This window comes from Acetobacter malorum (assembly GCF_002153605.1).
In the GTDB taxonomy this organism is placed as follows: Bacteria; Pseudomonadota; Alphaproteobacteria; order Acetobacterales; family Acetobacteraceae; genus Acetobacter; species Acetobacter malorum_A.
In genome coordinates, this window is sequence record NZ_JOPG01000014.1 from 1 (window position 1) to 24,883 (window position 24,883).

At 59.0% G+C, this 24,883-nt stretch carries 18 protein-coding genes, 1 tRNA gene, 1 pseudogene and 2 riboswitches; of the genes and pseudogenes, 10 read left to right on the top strand and 10 right to left on the bottom strand.

Features of this window, described 5'->3' with window-relative positions; translation table 11 throughout:
- A partial coding sequence (locus tag HK23_RS14270; protein ID WP_143217506.1) for an SDR family NAD(P)-dependent oxidoreductase occupies nucleotides 1-141 on the bottom strand: 141 nt, incomplete at its 3' end.
- A 120-nt stretch (nucleotides 142-261) separates the two neighbouring features.
- On the opposite strand from HK23_RS14270, the gene gmk reads away from it, so the two are divergent.
- The 4 genes from gmk (at nucleotide 262) to HK23_RS06920 (ending at nucleotide 5,214) form a co-directional block, all read left to right on the top strand.
- Entirely contained in the window at nucleotides 262-912 is a 651-nt protein-coding gene (gene gmk, locus HK23_RS06905) for a guanylate kinase (protein WP_063907936.1), read from the top strand.
- Between the two features lie 5 nt (nucleotides 913-917).
- The gene (gene rfaE1 / locus HK23_RS06910) at nucleotides 918-2,351 is read left to right on the top strand and encodes a D-glycero-beta-D-manno-heptose-7-phosphate kinase (RefSeq protein ID WP_086653414.1); all 1,434 of its coding nucleotides are present in this window, start codon (nucleotides 918-920) and stop codon (nucleotides 2,349-2,351) included.
- Complete coding sequence (locus HK23_RS06915; protein WP_086653415.1) at nucleotides 2,348-3,568, top strand: AGE family epimerase/isomerase; 1,221 nt, start codon at nucleotides 2,348-2,350, stop codon at nucleotides 3,566-3,568. Before rfaE1 ends, HK23_RS06915 begins: the two co-directional genes overlap by 4 nt.
- A gap of 131 nt (nucleotides 3,569-3,699) precedes the next feature.
- Nucleotides 3,700-5,214 carry a replicative DNA helicase gene (locus tag HK23_RS06920; RefSeq protein ID WP_086653416.1) on the top strand — a complete coding sequence of 505 codons (1,515 nt, stop codon included), beginning with the start codon at nucleotides 3,700-3,702 and terminating at the stop codon, nucleotides 5,212-5,214.
- 94 nt (nucleotides 5,215-5,308) lie between these two features.
- Here HK23_RS06920 and HK23_RS06925 read toward each other — a convergent pair whose 3' ends face one another.
- Nucleotides 5,309-6,916, bottom strand: a complete 1,608-nt coding sequence (locus tag HK23_RS06925; protein ID WP_086653417.1) for a tannase/feruloyl esterase family alpha/beta hydrolase — start codon at nucleotides 6,914-6,916, stop codon at nucleotides 5,309-5,311.
- Nucleotides 6,917-7,123: 207 nt separating this feature from the next.
- On the opposite strand from HK23_RS06925, the gene HK23_RS06930 reads away from it, so the two are divergent.
- The gene (locus HK23_RS06930; protein ID WP_373270314.1) at nucleotides 7,124-8,251 is read left to right on the top strand and encodes a DUF3500 domain-containing protein; all 1,128 of its coding nucleotides are present in this window, start codon (nucleotides 7,124-7,126) and stop codon (nucleotides 8,249-8,251) included.
- The gene (locus HK23_RS06935) at nucleotides 8,248-8,805 is read left to right on the top strand and encodes a hypothetical protein (RefSeq protein ID WP_086653418.1); all 558 of its coding nucleotides are present in this window, start codon (nucleotides 8,248-8,250) and stop codon (nucleotides 8,803-8,805) included. Before HK23_RS06930 ends, HK23_RS06935 begins: the two co-directional genes overlap by 4 nt.
- 40 nt (nucleotides 8,806-8,845) lie before the next feature.
- On the opposite strand, the gene HK23_RS06940 is transcribed toward HK23_RS06935, so the two are convergent.
- Together HK23_RS06940 and HK23_RS06945 are read right to left on the bottom strand one after the other, a co-directional pair.
- Nucleotides 8,846-10,276 (bottom strand): PepSY domain-containing protein, encoded by a 1,431-nt coding sequence (locus tag HK23_RS06940; protein WP_086653419.1) that lies wholly within the window; start codon nucleotides 10,274-10,276, stop codon nucleotides 8,846-8,848.
- Complete coding sequence (locus HK23_RS06945; protein ID WP_086653420.1) at nucleotides 10,273-10,698, bottom strand: hypothetical protein; 426 nt, start codon at nucleotides 10,696-10,698, stop codon at nucleotides 10,273-10,275. Before HK23_RS06945 ends, HK23_RS06940 begins: the two co-directional genes overlap by 4 nt.
- Before the next feature lie 42 nt (nucleotides 10,699-10,740).
- A riboswitch (cobalamin riboswitch) is annotated at nucleotides 10,741-10,952 on the bottom strand.
- A 126-nt stretch (nucleotides 10,953-11,078) separates the two neighbouring features.
- A riboswitch (cobalamin riboswitch) is annotated at nucleotides 11,079-11,288 on the top strand.
- 87 nt (nucleotides 11,289-11,375) lie between these two features.
- Between HK23_RS06945 and HK23_RS06950 the strand changes: the two genes are divergently transcribed.
- Complete coding sequence (locus tag HK23_RS06950) at nucleotides 11,376-13,658, top strand: TonB-dependent receptor (RefSeq protein ID WP_256940102.1); 2,283 nt, start codon at nucleotides 11,376-11,378, stop codon at nucleotides 13,656-13,658.
- Between the two features lie 38 nt (nucleotides 13,659-13,696).
- On the opposite strand, the gene HK23_RS06955 is transcribed toward HK23_RS06950, so the two are convergent.
- The 4 genes from HK23_RS06955 to HK23_RS06970 form a co-directional block, all read right to left on the bottom strand.
- Nucleotides 13,697-16,129, bottom strand: coding sequence for a mechanosensitive ion channel domain-containing protein (locus HK23_RS06955; protein WP_086653421.1), 2,433 nt, complete (start codon nucleotides 16,127-16,129; stop codon nucleotides 13,697-13,699).
- A 121-nt stretch (nucleotides 16,130-16,250) separates the two neighbouring features.
- Entirely contained in the window at nucleotides 16,251-16,496 is a 246-nt protein-coding gene (locus HK23_RS06960) for a hypothetical protein (protein WP_086653422.1), read from the bottom strand.
- Nucleotides 16,497-16,585: 89 nt separating this feature from the next.
- The gene (locus tag HK23_RS06965; protein WP_063907943.1) at nucleotides 16,586-17,362 is read right to left on the bottom strand and encodes an ABC transporter ATP-binding protein; all 777 of its coding nucleotides are present in this window, start codon (nucleotides 17,360-17,362) and stop codon (nucleotides 16,586-16,588) included.
- On the bottom strand, nucleotides 17,359-18,144 hold the full coding sequence (locus HK23_RS06970) for an MlaE family ABC transporter permease (protein ID WP_063907944.1): 786 nt from the start codon (nucleotides 18,142-18,144) through the stop codon (nucleotides 17,359-17,361). Before HK23_RS06970 ends, HK23_RS06965 begins: the two co-directional genes overlap by 4 nt.
- A 197-nt stretch (nucleotides 18,145-18,341) precedes the next feature.
- Here HK23_RS06970 and HK23_RS06975 point away from each other — a divergent pair, with 197 nt between their 5' ends.
- From HK23_RS06975 to HK23_RS06985, 3 genes are all read left to right on the top strand, one after another.
- Nucleotides 18,342-19,667, top strand: a complete 1,326-nt coding sequence (locus HK23_RS06975; RefSeq protein WP_179193833.1) for a UDP-glucose dehydrogenase family protein — start codon at nucleotides 18,342-18,344, stop codon at nucleotides 19,665-19,667.
- Nucleotides 19,668-19,734: 67 nt separating this feature from the next.
- Entirely contained in the window at nucleotides 19,735-21,123 is a 1,389-nt protein-coding gene (gene radA, locus HK23_RS06980; protein ID WP_086653423.1) for a DNA repair protein RadA, read from the top strand.
- Between the two features lie 70 nt (nucleotides 21,124-21,193).
- A tRNA-Gly gene (locus HK23_RS06985) sits at nucleotides 21,194-21,267 on the top strand.
- Between the two features lie 341 nt (nucleotides 21,268-21,608).
- Here HK23_RS06985 and HK23_RS14275 read toward each other — a convergent pair.
- Both HK23_RS14275 and poxB read right to left on the bottom strand, forming a co-directional pair.
- Nucleotides 21,609-22,247 carry a hypothetical protein gene (locus tag HK23_RS14275; RefSeq protein WP_143217507.1) on the bottom strand — a complete coding sequence of 213 codons (639 nt, stop codon included), beginning with the start codon at nucleotides 22,245-22,247 and terminating at the stop codon, nucleotides 21,609-21,611.
- Nucleotides 22,248-22,465: 218 nt separating this feature from the next.
- Nucleotides 22,466-24,199 (bottom strand): annotated as a pseudogene (gene poxB, locus HK23_RS06990) (ubiquinone-dependent pyruvate dehydrogenase).
- Nucleotides 24,200-24,883 lie beyond the last annotated feature (684 nt).

The window sequence follows — 24,883 nt, forward strand, 5'->3', positions numbered from 1 at the left end:
GCACTGGCGGGCCGTGTCGGTCAGGCGGTCACCATTGCGTCCACCCAGAAAGAGCCTGCGGCCGGGCCGGGCCAGCGTCAGAGCCAGCGAGCGCCCCAGCCCGGATGACGCGCCGGTAATCAGAACGGTATCGTGTTTCATGTCGCCCTCTTAACCCGAGACTGTTAGAAGATCTTCCCATTATGGCACCCAGACGGCGCTTGTGGCAGAGACGCAGGGTGGGTGGTGAGTTGAGAACACGGAATAGGGTGGAACGGCGGTATGTCGAACGCAGCGTCTGAACAGGGTAAGGGCATCAAACGTCGGGGGGTGTGTTTTGTTATTTCCGCGCCGTCGGGCGCAGGGAAATCGACCATTGCCAACGCGTTGCGGGCGTCTGAACCCAAGCTGCGCCATTCTGTGTCCGTCACCACACGGCAGCCGCGCCCCGGTGAGAAGGAAGGTGTGCATTATCACTTCCGCACGATGGAGCAGTTTGAAGAGATGGCCGCCAATGGCGAGCTGCTGGAATGGGCCATTGTGTTTGGCCGGGGCTACGGCACCCCGCGCGCCCCGGTGGAAGAGGCGCTGAACGCCGGGCACGATATGGTGTTTGATATCGACTGGCAGGGCCACCAGCAGATTCGCAAGGCGCTGCCGGATGATGTGGTCAGCCTGTTTGTGCTGCCGCCCTCTCTGGCAGAGCTGGAACGCCGCCTCCATTCCCGCGCCTCCGACCACCCGGATGAGATTGCCCGCCGGATGGCTGCCGCACGGGATGAAATTTCCCATTGGCGGGAGTTTGACCATGTAGTGGTCAATACGGAACTCGACCGCGCGATTTTTGAAGCCCGCGCCGTGCTGACTGCCGGACGGCTGCTGACGCGGCGGCAGACTGGTCTGGCCGATTTTGTGCAGACCTTCGGAGGCTGACGGGGATGGATTTTTCTTCAGTTTCGGTCCTCTGCCTGGGGGACGTGATGCTGGACAGGTTCCTTTACGGAACCATGGAGCGGATCTCGCCAGAAGCGCCAGTGCCGGTGCTTCTGCTGGACTCCCGGCGGGAAATGCCGGGCGGGGCAGGGAACGTCGCCAATAACGTCATTTCTCTGGGTGGGCGCGCCATTCTGGTCGGGCTGGTCGGGCAGGATGAAGCCGGAGGGGTGCTGCGGCAGGCTCTTGTTAGTCAGCCCCGCGTGGTAGATGCCACCGTCTGTTCGCCTGCGCGGCCTACCATTTGCAAGACGCGGTTTATTGCCGTGCATCAGCAGGTGGTCCGTGCGGATGAGGAAAGCCGCGCTCCGCTCCAGCCGGAAGAGGCCGAGGCGCTGTGCCGCGCGATTGATGCACAGATTGATCAGGTTCAGGCCGTTGTGGTGTCCGACTATGGCAAGGGCGTATGCAGCCCTACCGTGCTGACACATATCTTCACCATGGCCCGCGCGCGGGGCATCCCGGTGTTTGTGGACCCCAAGACGGCGGATTACACCCAGTATCGCGGGGCGACCTGTATCACGCCGAACGCGAAGGAACTCGCTCTGGCCTCCGGCATGCCGGTGGGGACAGAAGCAGAGGCGGAACTGGCGGCGCGTACCGTGATGGCGCAGGCCGATGCCTCCGCCATTCTCGCCACGCGGTCGGAAAAAGGGATGATGCTGGTCCGACGGGATGGCCCGGTGTTGTCCGTGCCAGCCCGTGCGCGGGAAGTGTTCGATGTCTCCGGCGCGGGGGATACCGTCATCGCGACCATGGCGCTGGGCGTTGGCTCCGGCATGTCGTTCGAGCAGGCCATGCGCGTCGCCAATGCGGCAGCGGGCGTTGTGGTGGGCAAGCTCGGTACGGCTACGGCGGATATTCAGGAAGTGCAGCACGAGCTGGAGGAACAGTCCGGCCCGGATGACATTCCGCATCTGCTCCCGCTCTCCGCAGCCTGTGCGCAGGTGCAGCGCTGGCAGGCGCAGGGGTTGAAGGTTGGCTTTACCAATGGCTGCTTTGACATCATTCACCCCGGCCATGTCGGCCTGCTGGCGGAAGCCCGAGCTGCGTGTGACCGGTTGGTAGTGGCCCTCAATACAGATGCCAGCGTCAGCCGCCTGAAAGGCCCGACGCGGCCTGTGAATTCTCTGGACTCCCGTGCTCGCGTGATGGCCGCCATCCGCTACGTGGATGCCGTGGTGTCCTTTGATGAGGACACACCACTGGAAACCATTCGCGCACTGATGCCAGATGTGCTGATTAAAGGGGCGGATTATAAACCGGAGCAGGTTGTGGGAGCAGATATTGTGCAGAGCAATGGCGGGCGGCTCGTGCTGGCCACTCTGGCCGCAGGGCATTCCACAACGGCTACGATTGGACGGATTCAGGGATCATGAGTCGCACACTTCCTCCCAACCCTCTGACCGACGCGCAGACAGATGGCGCACCGCTGCCGCTGGTGGCTGTGCGGGACCGGTTTTCTGACTGGCTGTTCCAGAAGGCTCTGCCTTTCTGGGCCACAACAGGATGCGACGGGACGCCGCATGATCTGGCCTTGCTGGGCGCACAGGAATCTCTGACGCTGGAGGGAGAGCCTGCTCTGCCGCCGTTCAAGCGGGTGCGCGTGCAGGCGCGGCAGTTGTTTGCGTTCTCCTGGGCGGCACTGCAGGGGTGGGAAGAAGGGGTGTCCCGCGCCCACGGTATTTTCCGCTTCATGCTGCATGCGCGGCGTGAAGATGGCGGCTGGGTGCGGAACCTCACGCGGGAAGGCGGTGTGAAGGACAACACCGCAGACCTGTATGACCTCGCTTTTGTAGTGTTCGCGCTGGCCTGGTACGGGCGGCTGGAAGGCTCGGGGCGGGCTGAAACACTGGCGCGGGAAACACTGGTCTGGATTCAGAAAAATATGGCCACAGCAGAAGGTGGCTTTCTGAACTGCCTGCCGGATGACGGCGCAGCGCGGCAGCAGAACCCGCACATGCATCTGCTGGAAGCCGTGCTGGCGCTGTATGGCACCACAAAGCATGAGCCTGATCTTGCTCTGGCGCATACGCTCTACCGGCTGTTCCGCACGCGCTTTTTTGAGCCTGTAACGGGCACGCTGGGTGAGTTCTTTACAAAGGATTGGCAGCTTGCTCCCGGTGAGGCCGGGCAATGGGTCGAGCCGGGGCACCATTTTGAATGGGTCTGGCTGCTGGGCGAATATAGCCGCCTGACGGGCGTTGATACGTCCGAACCCGCTATGCGGCTTGCCAGCTTTGCTACCCGTTTTGGCATGGTGCCGGAAACGGGCCGGGTGCGGGATGTGCTGAAGCGGGATGGCACGGTTCTGCGGGGCGGCTCCCGCTTGTGGGTGCAGGGGGAAGCCCTGCGGGGTGTGCTGAGCCAGGATAAGCAGGACAGCCGCGGTATGGCGGTGCGTCTGGCGGGAAATCTGCTGGATCACTATTTTACCGGTTGCCCGGTGGGCACATGGGTAGACCAGCTGGATGCGGCGGGTGCGCCTGCGGTCACAAAAATTCCGACCAGCTCGCTCTACCACATCATCACCGCGTTTGATTCGCTGGATCAGGCGGCAAAGCTGGCCACACAGGCTGCGCGTCCCCAGCTTTAGGACGTTTAAAGCGTGATATTCTGGTCTGACTGCGGTCAGGCCATCTCCCGCATGCAGCGGGGGCGTATGCGTCTTGCCGGTGATGCCGGGAGACGTGTGCTTCAGGACCTGATAGAACAAATGGCGTGAGCATGACCCAGACCCAACCCGCGCGGCAGGAAGAAGAAACACTTCTGTCGCTCTCCCTTCGCCATCCTCCTGCCAACCTTGAAGCAGAGCAGGCCCTTCTGGGCGCGCTGCTGACAAACAACCGGGCGTATGACCGCGTTTCGGACTTTCTGACCGGCGCGCATTTTGCCAATCAGGTGAATGGCCGCATTTATGATGCGATTGCCCGCCGGATTGAAAACGGCCAGCTGGCAGACCCCGTGACCCTGCGGGCGGAGCTGGAAAATTCCGGTATCCTGAATGACGTTGGCGGCATGGCCTATCTGGCCAAACTGCTGACTTCCATGGTTGGTATTATCAACGCCGGGGATTATGGCCGCGCCATTCATGATGCGTGGATCCGTCGCCAGTTGATTGATATTGGCGAGAACGTGGTGAACAGCGCGTTCGGCACAATCTCCGACCTTTCCGGCCCGGATCAGATTGCCGCGGGGGAAGAGGCGCTGTTCCGTCTGGCCACGGAAAAAGGACAGGACGGCGGCTTTGTGGTGTTTGACCGCGCCCTGACCGACGCCATTAAAACAGCCGAACTGGCCTTCCGGCGGGAAGGGCATGTGTCCGGCCTGACCTCCGGCCTGCGCGACCTTGATAAGAAAACCGGTGGTCTGCACCCGTCGGATCTGATGATTCTGGCCGGTCGTCCGGCAATGGGTAAAACCGCACTGGCCACCAAAATTGCCTTCTCCGCGGCCCGTGCGCTGATGATTGAGGCGGAAGAAAAAGGGCCGGGTGTCGAACCGACCGGCACCGTCGCTATTTTCTCGCTGGAAATGTCGGCGGAACAGCTGGCCACTCGTATTCTGTCCGAGCAGGCGGAAGTGTCCGGTGAAAAAATCCGTCGTGGTGACATTGGCCAGAAAGAGTTTGACCGCTTTGTGCGCGTGAGCCGTGAACTCTCCCGCCTGCCACTGGTCATTGACGATACGCCGGCTATCTCGCTCTCTGCCATGCGAACCCGTTGCCGCCGTTTGAAGCGGACGCGTGGACTAAGCCTTGTGGTGGTCGATTACCTCCAGCTGATGCGGCCCTCCGTTGGCACGCGCCCGGAAAGCCGCGTTCTGGAAATTTCCATGATTACACAGGGGCTGAAGGCAATTGCGAAGGAACTGGAAGTGCCGGTAATCGCACTGTCCCAGCTCTCCCGTCAGGTAGAAAGCCGTGAAGACAAACGCCCGATGCTCTCGGATTTGCGTGAATCCGGCTCGATTGAGCAGGACGCGGATTCCGTGATGTTTGTGTATCGAGACGAGTATTATCTCCAGCAGCGTATGCCCAAGGAAACAGCGTTTGATTCCATGGAGAAATATTCAGCGGCTCTTGATGACTGGCAGCGTAAAATGAGCCTTGTGCATAACAAGGCCGAACTCATTCTGGAAAAACAGCGTCACGGCCCCACTGGCGTCGTGCATCTGTTCTTTGAAGGCGAATACACACGCTTTGCTGATCTGGATATGGTGCATGAGGAACCGCATCACTAAGGACTGTTGGGGAAACAGTCCTTAGGGGGCAGGGTGTTTTTCAGGCTGACCTTTTAAAGGCTGGGTCAGCCTGAACTGTTTTTGGCATTGGATGTCAGTGTGCTTTTACCGGCACCACACACGCAAAACTCGCCGCACCTTCCATGCTGCCTTTACCGTCATAGCGGGCAACAGCGGGCCAGGCGCAGAGCGGGCGGGTGCGGGTGATTTTGCCGTCTTCCACGCGGGCGGCAATCAGTTTGTCCGGGGCGGTCTGGTGGCTGACCCAGTTATCAATCGCACCCAGCTTGCTGAACGTATCACACCCTGCGCCGCCATAACAGTGGCCCATGCCGGGGATGGTGATCAGACGCATGGCATCCTTTGCGCTGCCGCCAGCATTTTTCATCACAGCCTGATAATACTCAGCCAGCTGTTCCGGGTTGTGGCCGTCATTCCAGCCAATATACATCAGCAGTTTCCCACCGTGCTGGAAGAACGGCGTCAGGTTGTCATCCACATGCAGCAGGGGGCCAACGGTCTGTGTGGCCTTGGCAATGTCGGTGTCCCAGTTCAGGGTCGTCCAGTCCCAGTTCGGGTTCTGGAAGGCTGCGTATTTGAAAAGATCAAGGGCGACCGGAAAGGCTTTGCCATCGGCTGAAAAACCACCCTCGCTGCCTTTGGCTGGCCCCGGGAAAATCACCTGATGCCTGCGCGGGTTGACCGGACCCTGATAAATCTGTTCGGCGGACTGCACTTCGGACGCCGTCAGGCAGCTGGAGGTATCCGCGCCCTTACAAAGCAGGTCTTTAGGTTCAAAATGGCAGGCGTCTGGTTCATCCAGAAACCCCTGCTTTTTGCCAACGGGCGTCGCGCAGGCGTTCATCACAGCCTTGTTCAAAAGCTGGAATTTCTCGCGCGGCACACGCAGGGCGGGATTATGGTAGCTCATCCACCCGGCCCAGAGCTGCTCGGCATTGAAATTTACAATGGGGTTGGGCGGGGCACCCACAACAATGCCGTCATAATCCTCGGGGAAGCGTTTGGCTTCAATCAGCCCTTCCAGTCCGCCCAGTGAGCAGCCAATCCAGTAAGAATGGCTGGCGTTCTGGCCGTAAAAACTGTGGATGAGAGTTTTGGCTGTGGTGGTCATCAGGTGGTCGGCGCGGTAGGCGTAATCTACCATTTTTTCCGGGTGGCCAAGGGTAAAGCGACCGCCTTGTCCGTCCGGCGTGCTGTCGTCATGCCCGGTATCTGTGCTGGCTACGGCATAGCCTTCGCTCACGCCGGTTTCCATGCCCTGATACATCAGGGAGCCAGCCCAGCCGAAATTCCCAACCCCCAGAAAGCGACCATTCCAGCCTTTCAGCGGCATCCAGACTTCAATACGGATGGCGGAGTCAGAGGAGGGATGCAGCGTTGCGGCAACCCGACAGAAAGCGGGTGTGCTGCCGCGTGTGGGTTTGCCTGCCACATTCATGCCCGGTGCGGACATAATGCGCGTCAGCTGAGTCTGGGGTGCGTGCCATTGCCCGGCCTCCACCGTCTGCACGCTTGTAAAGGTGGTCTCGGGCAATGCCTGCCGGGCCAGATCTGCACAACTGGTAGCGTGGGCGTTTGTTGGGCAAAGGAGGGGGGCGGAGACCGCCAGAACAGCCGCAGCCAGACACAGTGTTTGTGTCCGGTGGGCCAGAACAGGCTTCAGAGAAGCACGGAAAGGCATGGAAAGCTCCTGCTGTTAAGAGACTGAACTCTACGCCTGACAGACCATAGGGGAAGCACCTTGCTCCCGCCAGAATTGGGAGGCAGTCTGTGCTGCACAGAAGAGATGTTAAAATTGCCCGGCTGCGGGCGCGGAGTGCGTTTTATGCAAAAGACTTTTGTTGTGGCGGCAGGATTACTTCTGGCTGCACCGTCTCTCGCGGGTCAGATGATGCAACCAGCCGTTGCAGCTTCCACTGAGGAGGAGGGGCCTGTGCAGCAGACACAAAAGGGCGTTGCGGCGGCACAGGCGTTTCTCGCCACGTTCGACGCGCAGGGCAAAGCGACGGTGCAGTTTCCGTTTGTGGCGCAAAAATCTGCTGTGCTGGCGCGGTTCCGCCGCACGACACCCGGTGGACCGGCTGAACCAGTAACAAGCGCCAATGCCAACGCTCCCGTAGCACGCGGGCCGGGGATGGGGCCGCCGGGCGGTTTTCTTGGTGAGCAATATGGCAAGGCCATGTGGTCCAACTTTCCGGTCAGCGACGTACCGCGCCCCGGTCGCCAGATGGGTAGTCTGACGGAGCCGCAGCGTGCTGCTGCCATGACGCTTCTGAAAACACTCCTTAGCGAGAAGGGGTTTCAGAAAGTGCAGGACATTATGGGGTCGGATCAGGCTTTGACGGATGCCGGCACCAATTTCGCCTCCGGGAAAGCGGTTTACACCATCGCTATTTTTGGGGAGCCGAGTGCGACAACGCCGTGGATGGTGCAGTTTGGCGGCCATCATCTGGGCCTGAATATTGTGATTGATGGCGCACATGGCGTGATGACGCCTACGCTGACGGGCGCGCAGCCTGCGGTGTATCAGGCGGGTGGCAAGACCGTGCGTGTTCTGGCGGGTGAGAATGACAAGGCTTTTGCCCTGCTGGACGCCCTGACACCGGCCCAGCGCAAACAGGCCATTCTGCCTTACAAGGTGGAGGATCTGGTGATGGGGCCGGGGCATGACGGGGAAACCATTGTGCCGGAAGGGCTGAAAGGCTCGGCCATGACGCCCGCACAGAAGGCGCTGCTGCTGGATGTCATCCGTGAATGGGCCGGGATTATCAATCCGGTTTATGCCGCGCCGCGTCTGAAAGAAATTGAGAGCGACCTGAACGAGACATGGTTTGCGTGGAGCGGCCCGACCACCCATGCACCCGACCGCAATGGCTCTTCCTATTACCGTATTCAGGGGCCGCATCTGGTTATTGAGTTTTCCCCGCAGGGTGTGGGGGGTGACCCGACATTGCATGTGCATACGGTCTATCGGGACCCGACTAACAGTTACGGCAGCCGGTTTACCGTCAAATGAGTGTGTGTAGGATAATCCGCAAAACAGCACTTATTGGCGGGCTGATGGGTCTGACCGGGGTGCATCCGGCCTCGGCCCACCGGCTGGATGAATATTTGCAGGCCACCACGGTGGATCTGGCGCGGGAGGGCGTGACACTCCGTTTGCGTCTGACACCCGGCGTGGATGTGGCAGACCGTGTGATCCCCCAGATTGACCGGAACGGGGATGGCGTGATTTCTGCGGAGGAACAGCAGGCCTATGCGGCCCGGATAGCCCATTCTCTGCGTGTTACGCTGAATGGAAAGCCGGTGTCCTTGCTGGTAAACTCAGCCAGTTTTCCCACACTCCCGGCGATCAAAGGTGGGGAAGGGGTTATTGCCCTTCAGTTTTCTGTGCCGGGTCGTTTAAAAAAAGGCTTGTATCATCTCGCCTATACCAATCACGGGGCGGGAGCCGACACGGTGTATCTGGTGAACTGCCTGCAACCGCAGGATGAAACCATTCAGGTGCAGGCGCAAAAACGCTCAGCAGATCAGGCATTTTATCAGCTTGAGTTTGTTGTGACGCAGTAAAGGCGGTTGAAGGCCTGCATCAGGCTGGTCTGCCAGCTCTTCAACACCGCTTGCGGCGCATCAGCCGGATACGGCGCATGCCGATAAGGACGCCTGACAGAAACACGCAGAGCACGCCACTCAGGAGCGGCAAGGCGATGCTCCAATGTGTGGGGGCCTCCCGCAACCATGGCCAGAAATCGAGATCGTGAAAGCCGTAAACCAGCCAGCGCGACTGCCGTGCAGGCTGGTCCAGCATGGCCTGCACAGCGCCGGACTGCGCATCCAGATAGATCAAAGTGCCGTCCACAGCCTGCGCGCGCCAGACAGGGAAGTGCCGTTTATGCGTCGGGCGGTCGAAGTAATAGGCGTCTCCGCTGGGGAGAAAAGTTAGACTTTCGGCGTTTCTGATCAGGCCTTTGGGGAGTAGGAGGTGGGCAAGCTGCTCTTTGCTCAAAGGAGCCGGGGTTAATGTTCCGTCCAGCCTTTGAGCGCCGGAAGCCTGCATGACGTGCAGGAAAGCATGCCCGCTCACCAAGGCACTTTTCACACCGGTCCAGCCGCTAGGGGCTGCGTCGCTAAGCCGGGAAAGCAGAGCCTGAAGTTCTGCGCCGGTCACGCTGCCAGTGACGCGCAACGGACTGACCACATCCGGGTTGCTGTGAAACAGGCCGCCGGGGGACATGGTGAGCAATCCGGTTGTTACCCACAGCAAAGCCAGCAAGCCAAACACTGTCCCGCTGATATGGTGGACACAGTGCCACCCCCGGTAAGGCGTGAAGCGGGAGCCGCGCCGGAGCCGCAGAACGCCAATCCACAGCCCGGTGATCGTCAGAAAAACACCTGTGCCAGACAGCACAATCACGACCTGTTGCCAGAGAGCGGGATGTCTGCGCAGCACTGCCGGATAAAGCCAGTGCGGGATAGCGCCAGCCCACGCCCATAAACGGGTTGTGCGGGTTGTGGCCTGCATGACCTCGCCTGTCAGAGAGGAAACGTAAACCTGTATGTGGTTGGCATCAGGGAAAAGAAAACGATAAAACCCGTTTTCTCGCCCGTGGGTATCCAGAACCCACTGGTCATCCGTGGTGAGGCCGTCAAATACTGGCTGGCCTTGTGCGCCTGTGGCGCGGGCGTAGCGGCTGGCGCTGGAGGCGGCGTCTTCCGGGGGGATGCGACCAGCATGCCCAGTGCGCAGGTCGAGCGCAAAAGGCGGTCCGTCTTCGGGCGTAAGCGTCAGAACGGGTTCCTGACCGACCATGCTGATCTGAAACGCCTGAAAGCGTTTGTCTTTGTCCAGATCGCGTAAGTTCGGAATGGAGGCGGGCCAGTGGAGTTCTGCCGGAACAGCGGCGAGGGCGCGTGCATCCGGCTGCGGCCACGTGTGCCAGAGCATGACAATGCCGGAGGCGCACCAGCCTGCCATAAGCAGGCCCATGCCGAGGCCGAGCCATCTGTGCGTCAGATAGAGCGCCCTGCGGAGCGCCTTCATGCTGGAGCGTTATACAGGCTCATGGCGGCGGCCTGTGCGCCACGGGCCCAATGCACGGCCACATAGGCCTCCACAATGCGTTGCGCGGCATCGGGCTCCATGTCCAGTGTGAGTGTGGGCATGGTTTCAAGAGAGTCCGTGGCGGTTAGCAGAAGGGGGCGAAAAGCCTCTTCCAGCATGGCCCCGCGTTCCCGGTGGGTTGCGGGCAGGCGGGGCATGAGTTTCAGGAAAAGAGCGTGGCCATTACGCGCAATACTGTCTTCCTGCTCCGGGGGCGGGAGCAGAGCCAGACGGGCGGCCTGCAGGGCATGGGTACGAGGCGGGCATGCGCGCAGCAGTCTGGCAAAAGCCGGATGATAAGCCTCGGCAGTGCGGTATGGCCGGGGCAAGCCGGAAAGGGATAAGGGTGAGAACGGTCTCACGGTGTTACACTCCTGCCTTCCGGTACATCCCGCCCGGCGGCACGGTCTTGAACGACAACAGCAGGTCTCCTGGCTCGCGGATATGCGTCTGAGCCTCACCTTCCCGGTTGTTCACCAGTGGCCTGCCGCATGGCAGAAAAAGCCCAGATAGACCGCCTACAGTTGCGGGAGCAGCGACCGACTGAGCCGTGCAAAACGGCCTCCGGTCTTCCCTTTTAACCCGCTTGCGCGGGGCTGTTGACTGATGCGGGCAGAGTGTACGCAAACCCGGTTTTTCGCAACAGCCGGCATCACAGGGCCTCGCTGAGGCCGTGGCTTGCGGGCCGTTTTCAGGCTACGTGCAGCCCCACGTTCGTTGACAAGTTTTTGCGGAGCATGTTTAGGCTGCACGCAGCTATGGTGCCTTCTGGCTGTGTCTGCCGCCGGAGGGCTAAGAGGGAAATCGGTTGAAGCCGATGCTGCCCCCGCAACTGTAAGCTGAGAGGACGAGCGGCATTCATGCCACTCCCCGTGCCGGGCATGGGGGGGAAGGCTGCTGCAAGATCCGATGACCAGCAAGCCAGGAGACCTGCCATTGCCCGAAAGTCACGGACGGAGCTGCCATACGGGGTGATGTGGCGGCGAGGCACGGTTTGCTCAGTGCTTCCACCGCGGTGACGTTTTTTGGAGCGAACCCCGTGCGTCCACTCTCTTACGCGCTCAGTCTTTTGCTGGGCCTGAATCCTGTTTCCGCAGTCTATGCGGCAACGCCCGATGAATCGGGAAATCCTCATGCCAGACCTTTAAAGAAATCCAAAAGGTCTCAGCCGGAAAGCTCTGCCGCAGTCCTGCACGCTGCCGGCCCGGAATATATTACGGCTTATGGCAAGACTGCGCCGCTTCAGGCTGTGCCAGCCGTAGGCGGGAAGCTCGGTCTGTCCATCCAGCATACACCGGGCACCATCAATGTAGTGTCTCATGACCTGATGATGCAGCGCGGCTACGCACAGGCCGAGGCAGCAGCGGACAGCGCCCCCGGTGTATCATCCGGTGGGTCTCCGGGCAGTCCGGCGCAGCTGATGATGCGCGGCTTTACCGGGAACCAGATTCTGGTGTTGCATGACGGCCAGTATTTTGGCCCGACCACGATGGTCAACCGGCCCCAGAACAGTTTCAATCTGGAAAGCGTGCAGGTGCTTAAAGGCCCGTCCTCCGTGCTGTATGGGCAGGGGGCTGTGGGCGGCACAGTGGACATGCGTTCCAGAACCCCGACTTTTGATGGCCCCCATGCGAATGCGCTGGTCTCCTATGGCAGTTTTAATACATGGAATGCGGGCGTGGGTGGTTCCGTGCCCATTACGCAAACGCTGGCGTTACGCACGGACTTCAGTCGCATTTCTTCCGACGGGTTTGTAAAAGGGGCTGATCCGCACTCGGATGATTTCACCACGACTTTGCTCTGGAAGCCGACCTCAAAATTCACGGCACGGCTGAGCATGGATTATCTGACGGACCGGCTTTCAACCTATTATGGCACACCGCTGGTGGACCTTTCCCAGACGGGCGGGCGCGTGGGCGGCCTGCTGAGTTCCAGCAAAGGCCTGGGCATTACCCGTGCTTCTATGTGGCGGTATTATAATGTGCGGGATGGCAAGGCCGGGTCTGTCAACGCCACACCGACTTTGCATCTGGACTGGCGGATGAACAGCCATGTTCTGTTTCATAACAGCAGCTACTTCATTTATTCCAAACGGCGCTGGAACAATGCGGAAAGCCTGAGCTATCTCAGCAGTCCCGGCAGTACGGATAGCGCAGGTAATGCCCTTGCGCCGGGGCGCATCGGGCGCGACCGGTTTTATGTGTATCAAAACCAGCATCAGGTGGGGGATACGCTGCACGCGCAGTTTGATTTTTCGCTCTTCGGTATGAAGAACCGTTTTGTGCTGGGTGGGGATGCCTATTATCTGCGCTTTATCCGGAACCGTGGCTTTCCGTCTGCGGATTATGCGGACAGTGTGTCTCTCACCAGCCCGGAGGCCACGCCGCTTGGGTCTTTTGCCGGGGAATATCCCTTCATGAAATCTCCCACCACCATGGTGCAGGCGGGGGTGTTTCTGGAAGATGTTCTGACCGTTCGGGATAATCTGCGGCTTGTGGGCGGGTTCCGGTATGACTGGCTCTCGCTCGACCGGCAGAATTATACGCAGGCCGGGCAGTTTAACGCAGCGACCAGCTTTAAAGGCCATTATAACCCGGATAATTTCCGTATCGGGCCGGTGTTCGATATTACGAAAAACGTCAGCGTGTATGGTGTTTATACGACGGGGGAAGACCCGCCGGGGTCTAACCTGTTTCTGGCCAACCGTGGGCAGTTTACCCGGCTGAGCCATTCAAGGCAGGGCGAAATTGGCGTGAAGGCCAGCCTGTGGGACGGACGCTTTACTACCACTCTGGCGCTGTATGATATTCGCCGCACCCGCATGCTGGTTTCCACCGGGCCGGATACGGTAGCGACTGCAGGTGTGCAGAAATCTCGCGGGGTGGAGTGGCAGGGGGACCTGACCCTTAACCGGCACTGGAGCCTGTCGGGCAACGTCGCGTACACTTATTCCCGTTACGGGTCTTTTCATCCCAGCGCCTCAGTGGATGCATCGGGCAATCAGGTGCCGGATGTGCCTGCGGTTACGGCCAATCTGTGGGCCATCTGGTCCCGTGTGGGGGATCTGCCGCTCGATCTGGGGGCGGGGATGCGATACGTCTCGGCACGGAAAGGGGATTACGCGAATACCCTGTCTCTGAAAGACTATGCGCTGGTCAATGTTTTTGCAGGCTGGCATGCCTATAAGAACATTACGGTCTATGGCCGCATCGATAATATTGGCAACAAGCACTTCATCCAGTGGGCGGACACCAGCTACCCGAGTGAGGTGATGCTTGGTGCGCCACGGTCTTTTTCCATCAGCGCGCAGGCTGATTTCTAAAAAGAAAAAGCCGGGTGAGAAGCCCGGCTTTTTTTATTCTATTGTTTGGGTGGGATCAGGGTGCTGGTGACCGTGACCGGAATCTGATTGTCCTGAAAGGCCTGCCACAGGGCGAACAGGGCCTGACTGCGCACGGTGGCGGTATCCATCCCCACACGGGCGCGGGCCGTGCCGGTCAGGATAGCGGAGCCGTCTGTTACTGACGTAATGCTGGCGGTTGGCACTGGCTGGGCTTCCACATTTTCGCAGGCGGCCAGCGTGCTGGTCATCACATTCATGGCTTTGTGCAGGTCAGACGTAAACGGCACCTGCAACGGAATGGTGAACACACCCGGCTTTTCTGCCCGCGTGGCGTTGCGCACCGCAGAGGTGATGAACTGCGAGTTTGGCACAATCATCGTGGAGCCATCAGCCAGCTTGATGTTGGTGGAACGCACACTGATGCGCGCGACCTCCCCATGTGCCCCGGCAATATCGACCACATCACCGATGGAGACGGGGCGTTCGGCCATCAGGATAATGCCGGATACAAAGTTCTGCACAATGGATTGCAGGCCAAAACCGATACCAACGGAGAGGGCACTGACAACCCATGTCATGCTTTTGACCGTGACCCCAAGGGCAGAGGCCATGCACAGGCCGATGACGATCCAGGCGCTATAGGTGAGAATATTCAGGATGGACGCCTGCGCGCCAATATCCAGCCGCGTGGTGGGGAAGAAGTGCAGGCGGAACCAGTTTCTGACAATGCGGATGGCATAGTGGCCCAGAATAGGCAGCCCGGCACAGAGCAGCACCGCATCCAGCGAGAGGTTGAAGCTGCCTTCCGTTGCCGACTGGCCTTTGAAGATGGACAGAATACGGCGGCCAACCTGTGAGGGATCAAACTCCGCCCCGGCTGTGGCGACAGAAAAAGCAACAACCAGCAGAAAAACGCTGATCAGACCGGGGATGACCACGCTCGCCTGATCCACCAGCCGGGCAGGCAGACCCAGCTTGACCAGATGCGCGCCAACCGGGGCGCTGGAGGGAAAGACGCTGCTGCCCAGCGCCGTTGCCAGCAGGGCCACCAGCAGCAGGCCGGTCATGGTAATGGCCATGACGGACACCCATGAGATGATGGTGTAACCCAGCGGGATATAGCCCGTCAGCACCGCCCCCCAGCAGACAATGGCAATGGTGGTTACGAGTGTTCTTAAAAGTGGGGCAATTTCGGCAGAGTTGGTCGCCGGGTCATCCTGCTGGGCCGAAAGGCGCAACTGGCGGGGGATGGCAAACAGCAGCGGGCTGACGGTGAGCGTATAGAGCCCGTCCAGAAGCTGAATGGGCAGCAGCCCCAGCCCGCTCTGGGTATCCACATAGCGCAGAACGCCGCGCACAATCAGGGCCGAGGCAAACCAGAAGGGGAAAAGGCGCAGATTGCGCGCCAGCGTGTCCGGCATGGGGAACACCCGCCATTCCGGCTTGCGGGAGAGAATGCTCATGCCCAGTTCCAGCACAAACCCGCACAGCGGCACCTGTGCCGCGACCATATCGGCCAGAGCAGACAGATCATCCGCAACCGCATCATTGTTGAAGCTGATTGCATTCCAGATGATCTGAAACGCCCCGCCCCACGCCACAACGCCAATCAGCGAACAAATGACGGCGGCTGTAATGGGGCGAATGCGGCCCGTGGGCAGAAAGCGGGAGACCAGCATTCGCACAGGCGTGTGGCAGAAAAAATGGAACGCCAGCAGCAGGCCGGAGAGCGCCATGGCCCCCAGCGTGAGCAGTGCATGCTGGCCGGTAAAGGCATTTTTCAGCACCAGACCAATCTCGGAAACCAGAGCGGCTGCGCGGTCTCTGTCCTGTTTGGCGGTGCTGGAAAGCTGAGACCAGAAATTGACTCCCAGCGGGGTGGGGAACCGCTGCGTCATGGTGGCCTGCTGGATGGCCGTGCCATGCTGGCGGAGTTCCTGCATCAGTTGCTGGGCTTCCAGCTGGTAAAGCCGCAGGCGCGTCATGCGGCCGGAAATGTCCTGCTGCCGGGCTGTCAGCATTTTGCGCTGCTGGGTGATGGAGGCGGGTTCCGATGCTTCCGGCTTGCCCAGAATGTCCACAAAATTCTGATAGACGGATTCATACGGCTTGATCTGCGCCAGCAGGGCCTCCGCCTTGGTGGAGACCGCTGTTGCGCGGCGCAGCAGCATGTTCAGGGCATTGGTATTCTGGGTTGTGGAGTAATCTTTGCGGCTGCCGACGTAGATCGCGCGGATCTCATCCCCCATCGCGTTCAGCGTGGCGTCCGACGCAAACAGCGTGATGTCTGCAATCAATGGGGCTGGCGTTTGTGCCGGAGAGGCAGGTTGCGTCGCAGGGGCTTCTGCCTGAGCCGCCCATGCTGTCGAACCTGAAACTATCGGGTGGAAAAGCCCTGCCAGCACCATACACAGGACAGGAAGAAGAACGCGGAACGGCTGGCGGGTCATAAGGCTTCTCTAAACTCCGGCACAAGGAACATGCAGCTCCAACGTGCCAGAGAACCGGGTGGTTGCGAAGAGAAGGCTTTCAGGAGGCGGGAGGCTGTGTGTCCTCCCGGTCAGACTGAGATCAGGAAGAGGACTTCTTTTTGCTCTTCTTGCTGTCTTTGGTCTTGTCGTTTTTATGCATCTGGAGCGGGTCGGCGTCGTCTGCGGTGGTGGATTTAGCGGTTTGCGCCGTTTCCTGCAGGTGGTCCTTGTAGCCGTATTTTTCCCACTGTGCCGCTGTCGTCATGTGGCGCGGCTCACTCTTGCCGAACATCCCGCAGGAGCAGAGCGTAAAAGCACATACCAGCATCAGAACCGCGTGTTTCATGGTCTTGTTCCTGTGTTTCAATCCGGTTGTGCTTCTATCTCACCCGGCGGGGAGGGGAGCAAGTGGAAAAGTCCGCCCAGGCGTAGCCTTTAGCGGCGGAGTTCCATGGTAATGGGGCCTTCACGCCGCCCGTGGGTAAACTGGTCCACCATGGCGTTCCCGCTATCCATCAGTGAGCTTGCCGGCCCCTGCCAGATCAGCTGGCCTTTATAGAGCATGGCGGCTTCATCCCCGATGCGCTGGGCGGAGGCCATGTCATGCGTAATGGCAATGGCGGTGGAACCGAGCTTTTTCACGCAGTCCACAATCAGCCCGTCAATGACAGCGCCCATAATGGGGTCCAGCCCGGTTGTGGGTTCATCAAAAAACAGAATGTCCGGCTGGGCAGCAATGGCGCGGGCAAGGCCGACGCGCTTTTGCATGCCGCCGGAGAGTTCGGACGGGTAGAGTTCCCCAACGGACGGGTCCAGCCCGACCTGCGCAAGGATGCTCCCGGCATGGCCACGGGCTTCCTTACGGTTCAGCCTTTTGAGGGCCAGCAGGCCGAAGGTCACGTTCTCCCACACCGGCAGGCTGTCAAACAGCGCGCCGTTCTGGAACAGCATGCCAATCTTGCCGCGCAGAGCGTCCTGCCTGCGGGGGGAGGCGGTAATCATGTCCTCGCCGTCAATTTCAATGCTGCCCGTGTCCGGCGTGATCAGCCCCAGAATACAGCGCAGCAGAACGGATTTCCCGCTACCGGAGCCGCCGATAATCACAAAGGACGTGCCGGGCATGACATCCAGATTGATGCCATCCAGCACCTTTTTGGAACCGAAGGACTTGTGAAGGTCCCGAATACGGATTTTGGGGAGGGTGCCGGTCATTGTGAGAAGAACAGGTCCGTCAGGAGGTAATCAAAGGCCAGCAGCAGGATGGATGCAGCCACCACGGCGGAGGTTGTGGCGGTGCCAACGCCTTCCGCGCCGCCTTTGCTATTATAGCCGTAATAGCAGCCCATCAGGGCGATCAGGAAGCCGAACAGGGCGGCTTTGACCAGCCCGACGGTGACATCAATCACCTTTACCGAATTCAGCGTGGCGGTGATGTAGGCGTGGGGAGAAAAGCCGAGCTTGACGACGGAGACAGTAAAGCCCCCGGCCACACCCAGCACGTCCGCCACCAGCACCAGCAGCGGCAGGGCAATCAGTCCCGCCAGCAGGCGCGGGGCCACCAGATACTTCATGGGGTTGGTGGAGAGGGTGGTGAGTGCATCCACCTGATCCGTCACCCGCATGGTGCCAATTTCCGCCGCCATGGCAGCACCCACGCGGCCCGCCACCATCAGCCCGGCCAGAACAGGCCCCAGCTCACGGGTTACGGCCAGCACCACAATGCCTGCAATGGCGCTCTGCACATGGTACTGCGCAAAGCCGGTGTAGGATTGCAGGGCGATCACACCGCCAGAGAACAGGGCCGTCAGTGCCACCACAGGCAGTGAGAAAAACCCGGTTTCCAGAAACGTGGACAGGAACACGCGCCCGTAAAACGGCGGCCTGAAAATATGAGAGAGGCCGGAGAGCGCAAACAGCGTCAGAGACCCCGCTGCGCGGATCAGGCCGAGGGTAGTACGGCCCAGTTTGGCCACAAGATCGAGCAACATATCCATCCGGTCAGGCGGTCCGGTCCTGTTTCTGGGGTGAGTCATAAGGAACGTTCAGCCGTAGCGTGAAGTCAGGGGGCCGTCAAAGGTCCGGTTATAAAAATGCGACATCAAGCATTGCGACAATCGCCTGCGGAGGGCATTGGTGTCAGCCAGTTTTGAAGTCTACCCAATGGATAATGAGTAAGGCAGGAGGGCAGGGAATGCGCATAGCCATGATCGGCGGCGGGTATGTCGGGCTTGTATCAGGCGCGTGTTTTGCCGAGTTCGGCATTAATGTCGCAATTGTTGAAACCAACCCCGCGCGTCTGTCCGCTTTGCGGGAAGGCCGTATTCCCATTTACGAGCCGGGGCTGGATGCGCTGGTAGCGTCCAACAGTCAGGCAGGCCGTCTGACGTTTGGAGATGATATTGCCAGCGCCGTGTCCGGGGCAGAGGCTGTGTTCATTGCCGTGGGCACGCCGCCCCGCAATGGCGATGGCGCTGCGGACATGCAGTATGTCCACGCCGCCGCCCGCCAGATTGCCGAGGCCCTGACCGGCTATGCCGTGATTGTCACCAAATCCACCGTGCCGGTGGGCAGCAGCCGCCGTATTGCCGAGATTATCCGGCAGGCGCGCCCGGAGGCAGATTTTGATGTGGCCTCCAACCCGGAATTCCTGCGGGAGGGCAGCGCCATTGGCGACTTCATGCGGCCGGACCGTGTGATTATCGGGCTGGACCAGACGCGCCCGGAACGTGCGAGCCGGGCAGAAGATGTGCTGCGCCGGGTGTATCGCCCGCTGTCCGTGATTGAAGCGCCGCTGCTCTTCACCGGGCTGGAAACGGCGGAACTGACCAAATACGCCTCCAATTCCTTCCTGGCGATGAAGATCTCCTTCATCAATGAAATGGCCGATCTGTGCGAAACGCTGGGTGCGGACGTGCATGATCTGGCCCGCGGCATGGGGCTGGACGGGCGCATTGGCCGCAAGTTCCTGCAACCCGGGCCCGGTTATGGGGGTTCCTGCTTCCCCAAGGATACGCTGGCCCTCTCCCGCATTGCGCAGGAAGCCCATAGCGCCTGCCGTCTGGTGGAAACCACGGTGCAGGTGAACGAGGCGCGGAAGGCCGGCATGGCCGGGCGCATTATTGCGGCCTGTGGCGGCTCGGTGGCGGGCAAGACGGTGGCCGTGCTGGGGCTGACCTTTAAGCCGGAAACAGATGATATGCGCGAATCCGCGTCTATCCCGATTCTGCATCGTCTGGCGGAAGCCGGCGCGGATATTCGGGCGTATGACCCGGTGGGTATGACAGCAGCCAGACCGCTGCTGCCGGAAAGTGTCACCTATTGTGCCGATGCGCTCGATGCGGCGGAGCAAGCGGATGTGCTGGTCGTGCTGACGGAGTGGAACATTTTCCGCGCGCTCTCCCCGGTGGAACTCAGCCAGCGGATGCGCACTCGTACCATTGTGGACCTGCGCAATATTTTTGACCCCGCCGCCATGCGCGCTGCCGGGTTTACCTATGAGTCCGTGGGGCGTCCGTAAGCCCCGGCTCTTGAGAACCGGGGTGTCCGCCCCCAGATGAGCGATACGATGATGGGGGAGAACGCTCTTGGCTAAACGACCAGCCCGCCAGTTTGCCTGCCGGGCCTGTGGGGCGGTGTATCCCAAATGGATGGGCCAGTGCGAGGCCTGCGGTGAGTGGAATACGCTGGAGGAAATCGCGGTGGAGCCGCTGGCGGCGTCTTCCCCCCGCGCCAGCAGCAAAGGCCGGCGCGTCAAGCTGGAAGGGCTGGAGGGCATGGCCGCTCCGCCACCGCGTATCCAGACCAGCATTGCAGAACTGGACCGCGTGCTGGGTGGCGGGCTGGTTCCGGCCTCTGTGGTGCTGGTGGGGGGTGATCCGGGGATCGGGAAATCCACTCTGCTGCTTCAGGCTGCCTGTAAGCTGGCGGCGAAGAGCGAGCGCGTTCTGTATATCTCGGGCGAGGAAGCGGTAGACCAGATCCGTCTGCGCGCCCTGCGTCTGGGCGTAGGGCAGGCGACGCTGGACCTCGCGGCCTCCATCAACGTGGCCGACATTGTCGCCACGCTGGAAGCCGAGCCGGATGTGCGGGTGGTGGTGATCGATTCCATCCAGACCATGTGGCTGGAAACGGTGGAAAGCGCGCCCGGCTCGGTTTCTCAGGTGCGGGCCTGCGCGTTTGAACTGATCCGTCTGGCCAAGCGCAAAGGGTTCAGCCTGATACTGGTCGGGCATGTCACCAAGGAAGGGGCTTTGGCTGGCCCACGTGTGCTGGAGCATATGGTCGATGCCGTCATGTATTTTGAGGGCGACCGGGGGCATCAGTTCCGCATTTTGCGCGCTGCCAAAAACCGGTTTGGCGCTACGGATGAGATTGGCGTGTTTGCCATGACGGACCGGGGGCTGGAGGAAGTCTCTAACCCCTCAGCCCTGTTCCTTGCGGAACGACGCGGCAATATTGCCGGATCTGCCGTGTTTGCCGGGCTGGAAGGCACGCGGCCTGTTTTGCTGGAAGTTCAGGCGCTGCTGGCCCCCAAAAGTGGGGACAACGCACCCCGCCGTGCCGTGGTGGGCTGGGATAGTGGCCGCCTGTCCATGCTGCTGGCGGTGCTGGAAACACGCTGCGGCGTGAAGCTTTCTGGCATGGATGTCTATCTGAATGTGGCTGGCGGCCTGAAAGTGGCCGAACCTGCGGCCGATCTGGCCGTGGCGGCTGCCCTGATTTCCGCAGCAACCGGCATGCCGACCAGCGCGGGTGAGGTCTATTTTGGCGAGGTCGGGTTGTCTGGCGAAGTGCGGCAGGTCTCACAGGCCGATGCGCGCCTGAAGGAAGCCGCCAAGCTGGGGTTTGATAAAGCCGTGCTGCCGCGCCGTATTGCCCGTGGGAGTGCGCGCACCAAACCGCCTGAAGGCCTGACCCTGCGCGAGATTGGGCATGTGGCTGATCTGGTGACGGCGGATATGGAGGCAGACTGACTGCCGAAAAAAGCGAGAGAGAACGGATTGTCAGGCCCGTTTGATCTCGCTATAGTGCGCGCCACGGTATGCGGATGTAGTTCAATGGTAGAACGGCAGCTTCCCAAGCTGCATACGGGGGTTCGATTCCCCTCATCCGCTCCAATTCCCAAAAATCCAATAAAAACACCAAATTGCAGATGTGCAGTTGTTGCTGGTTGATGCCGTATTGGGTGTCGTTCTGCGATAATCTTTTATGTTGGGGGAAAATGCTGAAATGTTTGGTCGGAAGCCGGACAGTCGGCGAATAAAAATTTTCGACGTTTGAGTGGAAGCATTTTGGTAAGGTTGAGCAGTATATCTGATGCATAAAGAAAAATATTAGTCGAAAAACTGACGGAAATCTGGGCGCAAAATGTATTTGCGGGGTAGCCATGGAATAGATGAACTGATCGGATGCGTTAATGGGTGAGACAGAGGCAGCGTCATAGATAAATGACGTACACCTACTCGACATACTGGCCTACTTGCTGCTGCCCTTCATCAAACCAAAAAGGAGAAGACCAGTAAGCTTGGTTATTTTCGGTGATATCCAGTGGTGAAGAACCGAGAAAAGCTAGTTGAGAAAAATCTGGAAGATCAGCTTGAAATTTCGCGGGAGAGAAAAACTGTTTTCTACAAATGATGCCTGCTTTTGTAAACGCAACTCTATAGCCAAATTTACTGAATAGAGCTAAATAACACAGAGATAGTAATGAAATTATTGGGTTTTTGTGATTTATTTTATTAATTACTCCGTTTATTATTTTGTTTATATTTGTGTCGTATTTTGCTCCTTTCCATGAGTTGCAACCCTTCTCGGAATATTTTCGACCTTTAAGTTCCAAAGGAGTGTTGCATAGTAACGTCAAGCCCGCTCGAGTATTCGTGGGAACCAATGTTCGAGCAGCCCTTAGGTCTGCTTTTAAAGCTTGTTGCGGAATTATATGTTCGAGTGAGAACTGATCTTTTGCGAGTAATCTTCCGCACATGCAGCACCTGATTTTATCAGTGTTTGCACTGCTGGGATCAAAAATAGAATGGTCTTGTTGTAATTTTAGGAAGAGTTCTTCTTTTATAGAAGGGTGGTCGATTTGTTGTGACATGTGAATGGGATGATCCTTAGTCAATATTATGCTCAAGGCTTCTGGTAAATTTTTCTATGTAATATTTTAAGTATGACCATAAGAGAATTCCAGACAGTCTGTTAGTTCTTAAATTTGAAAACACTTTTTCTAAAAAATGGATTGTCTGAATAAAAAAGAGGAGCATCACGCAAAAAAAGATGCCCCGCAACCAGAATTTCGAAAACTGCTGCCTTATTTTACCGGAGAAACGGAAGATTCGTTTTGGCAACATCAAGTATTTCGTCACCCCGCCCGTTCATCACGGCTTTCAGGGCGTAGAGGCTAAAGCCGGTAATCTGGGCTTTTTCAATTTTGGGTGGCATGGCGAGTTCCTGCGTGTTGGTCACAGCATCCAGCACGGCGGGGCCGGGGTGGTTGAGAATTTCATCCACGGCAGCGGGCAGGTCCGCCGGATTTTCAACCCGCACGGCGTGCAGGCCCATGGCGCGAGCCATGGCGGCAAAGTCCGGGTTTTACAGGTTCACACCGGTTTCCAGATAACCTGCGGCTTTCATTTCCATCGCGACAAAGCCGAGCGAGCCATTGTTCACGATAATCAGCTTAACCGGCAGTTTTTCCTGCGTCAGTGTGATCAGGTCGCCCATCAGCATGGTAAAGCCACCGTCGCCCGAAAGGCTGATTACCTGCCGGCCAGGCTGCGCCACCTGTGCGCCAATGGCCTGCGGCAAGGCGTTGGCCATAGAGCCGTGGACAAAGGAGCCAATCAGCTGCCGCCGACCATTCATGGTCAGATAACGGGCGGCCCAGACGGTGGGGGTGCCAACATCTGCGGTGAAAATGGCATCATCGGCGGCGGCCTGATCGACAAGCCTTGTGAGGTATTGCGGGTGGATGGGGCCTTTGCCGCCGGTTGCCAGATCATCCAGCCCTTGCCGGGCTTTGGCATACAGTTCCAGACTGCGGTCCAGATGGCTGCGGTCGGTGCGCACGGGCAGGAGAGGTAACAGGGCGTCCAGTGTGGAGGCAACATCGCCCACCAGCCCCAGAGCCAGCGTGCAGCGGCGGCCAAGCTGTTCTGGCCGGATATCAATCTGCGCAATTTTGGCATTTTCCGGATAGAACTGCCGGTAAGGGAAGTCCGTGCCCAGCATCAGCACCACATCGGCGGCCATCAGAGTGTGATAGCCGGAGGAAAAGCCGATCAGCCCCGTCATGCCGACATCATAGGGGTTATCGTATTCCACATGCTCCTTGCCGCCCAGCGCGTGGACAATGGGAGCCTTCAGCGCTTCCGCCAGCTTTAAAAGCTGCTTATGGGCACCGGCACAGCCGCGCCCGGCCAGCAGGGTGATTTTCTTGCCGCTCTTTAAAAGCGTTGCCAGTGCGCTCAGCTCATCTTCTGACGGGATAACGCGCGGGGCTTTAGGCAGAAGAGCAGATTGTGCAGAAATAGCCGTTGTCACAGCCGTTTTCAGCGCGACATCACCGGGGATGACAATAACGGCCACGCCGCGCTGCCCCACGGCGGCGCGAATGGCTAGCTCAACAAGGCGCGGGGCCTGTTCAGGCGAGGAAATGGTCTCGCAATAATGGCTGCATTCCCGGAACAGGGCTTCCGGACGTGTTTCCTGAAAATAACCCGACCCCAGTTCCGGGCTGGGAATCTGGGCGGCAATGGCCAGAACCGGCACACGGGAGCGGTGCGCGTCATACAGCCCATTAATAAGGTGCAGGTTGCCCGGCCCGCAGGACCCCGCGCACACGGCCAGTTTGCCGGTCACATGGGCGGCACCAGCGGCGGCAAAAGCGGCGACTTCCTCGTGCCGGACATGCACCCAGCGGATTGATTTATGTTTGAGCAGGCTATCTGTAATGCCGTTCAGGCTGTCTCCCACCACGCCGTAAATGGCGTCCACACCAGCGGTTTCAAGCGTCTGGACAATAACTTCTGAAACATTGGGTTTAGCCATATGGCGTCAGTTCCTTCTGGTTGGGCGGGAGGCGGAGCAGCGCGGTGTAATCCCTGTAATGACAGTGGGAACGGATCAGCCGGAAGCAGGTTGGAGGCGGGGGCCGTCACAATTTTGTGACGGACTGAGGGCGGGGAGGAACGCCCTCCGTGTTTTCTGCTGCTCGCAACGGCTCACGATTTTGTGTTGTCTGAGAAGGCCCGGAAATCTGCTTTCTTGCTCAGAGGCAAATCGAAAACGAATAATTTTTTTGTTTCGGGTTCGTATAGTATTAAGCAGATAATCTACAACATCATTCTCTTTTCAAAACTATATGTTTAGAGAAATGTCTTTTTATTCTTTGTCTTTTCCATGTGGAATATGTTAATAATCCCACCGTGCGGTAATAATCGTAAAAGCACGTTACGCTTGAAAATAATATAATATCGTGCAAACCTCATATTGTTATGAAGTTGTTATAATATTTTAGAGCGTTGTCCGGGCTCTGTACGTCCAGCCTTCTGGCTGGTGTGTGCGGTTGACTGGCGGAGCCTGATGTCTGGTCTTCGCACATCTGTGCGCAGGGTTTTTCCAGACAGAGGCTGGAATTTTATGTGGAGGAAGAAAGGGATCTTCTGGTCCCAAATGTCAGAGCCTCAGGGGCAGAAGCACAAGATGTGCCCCGAGGCAAAAAGAGGGAGTGTT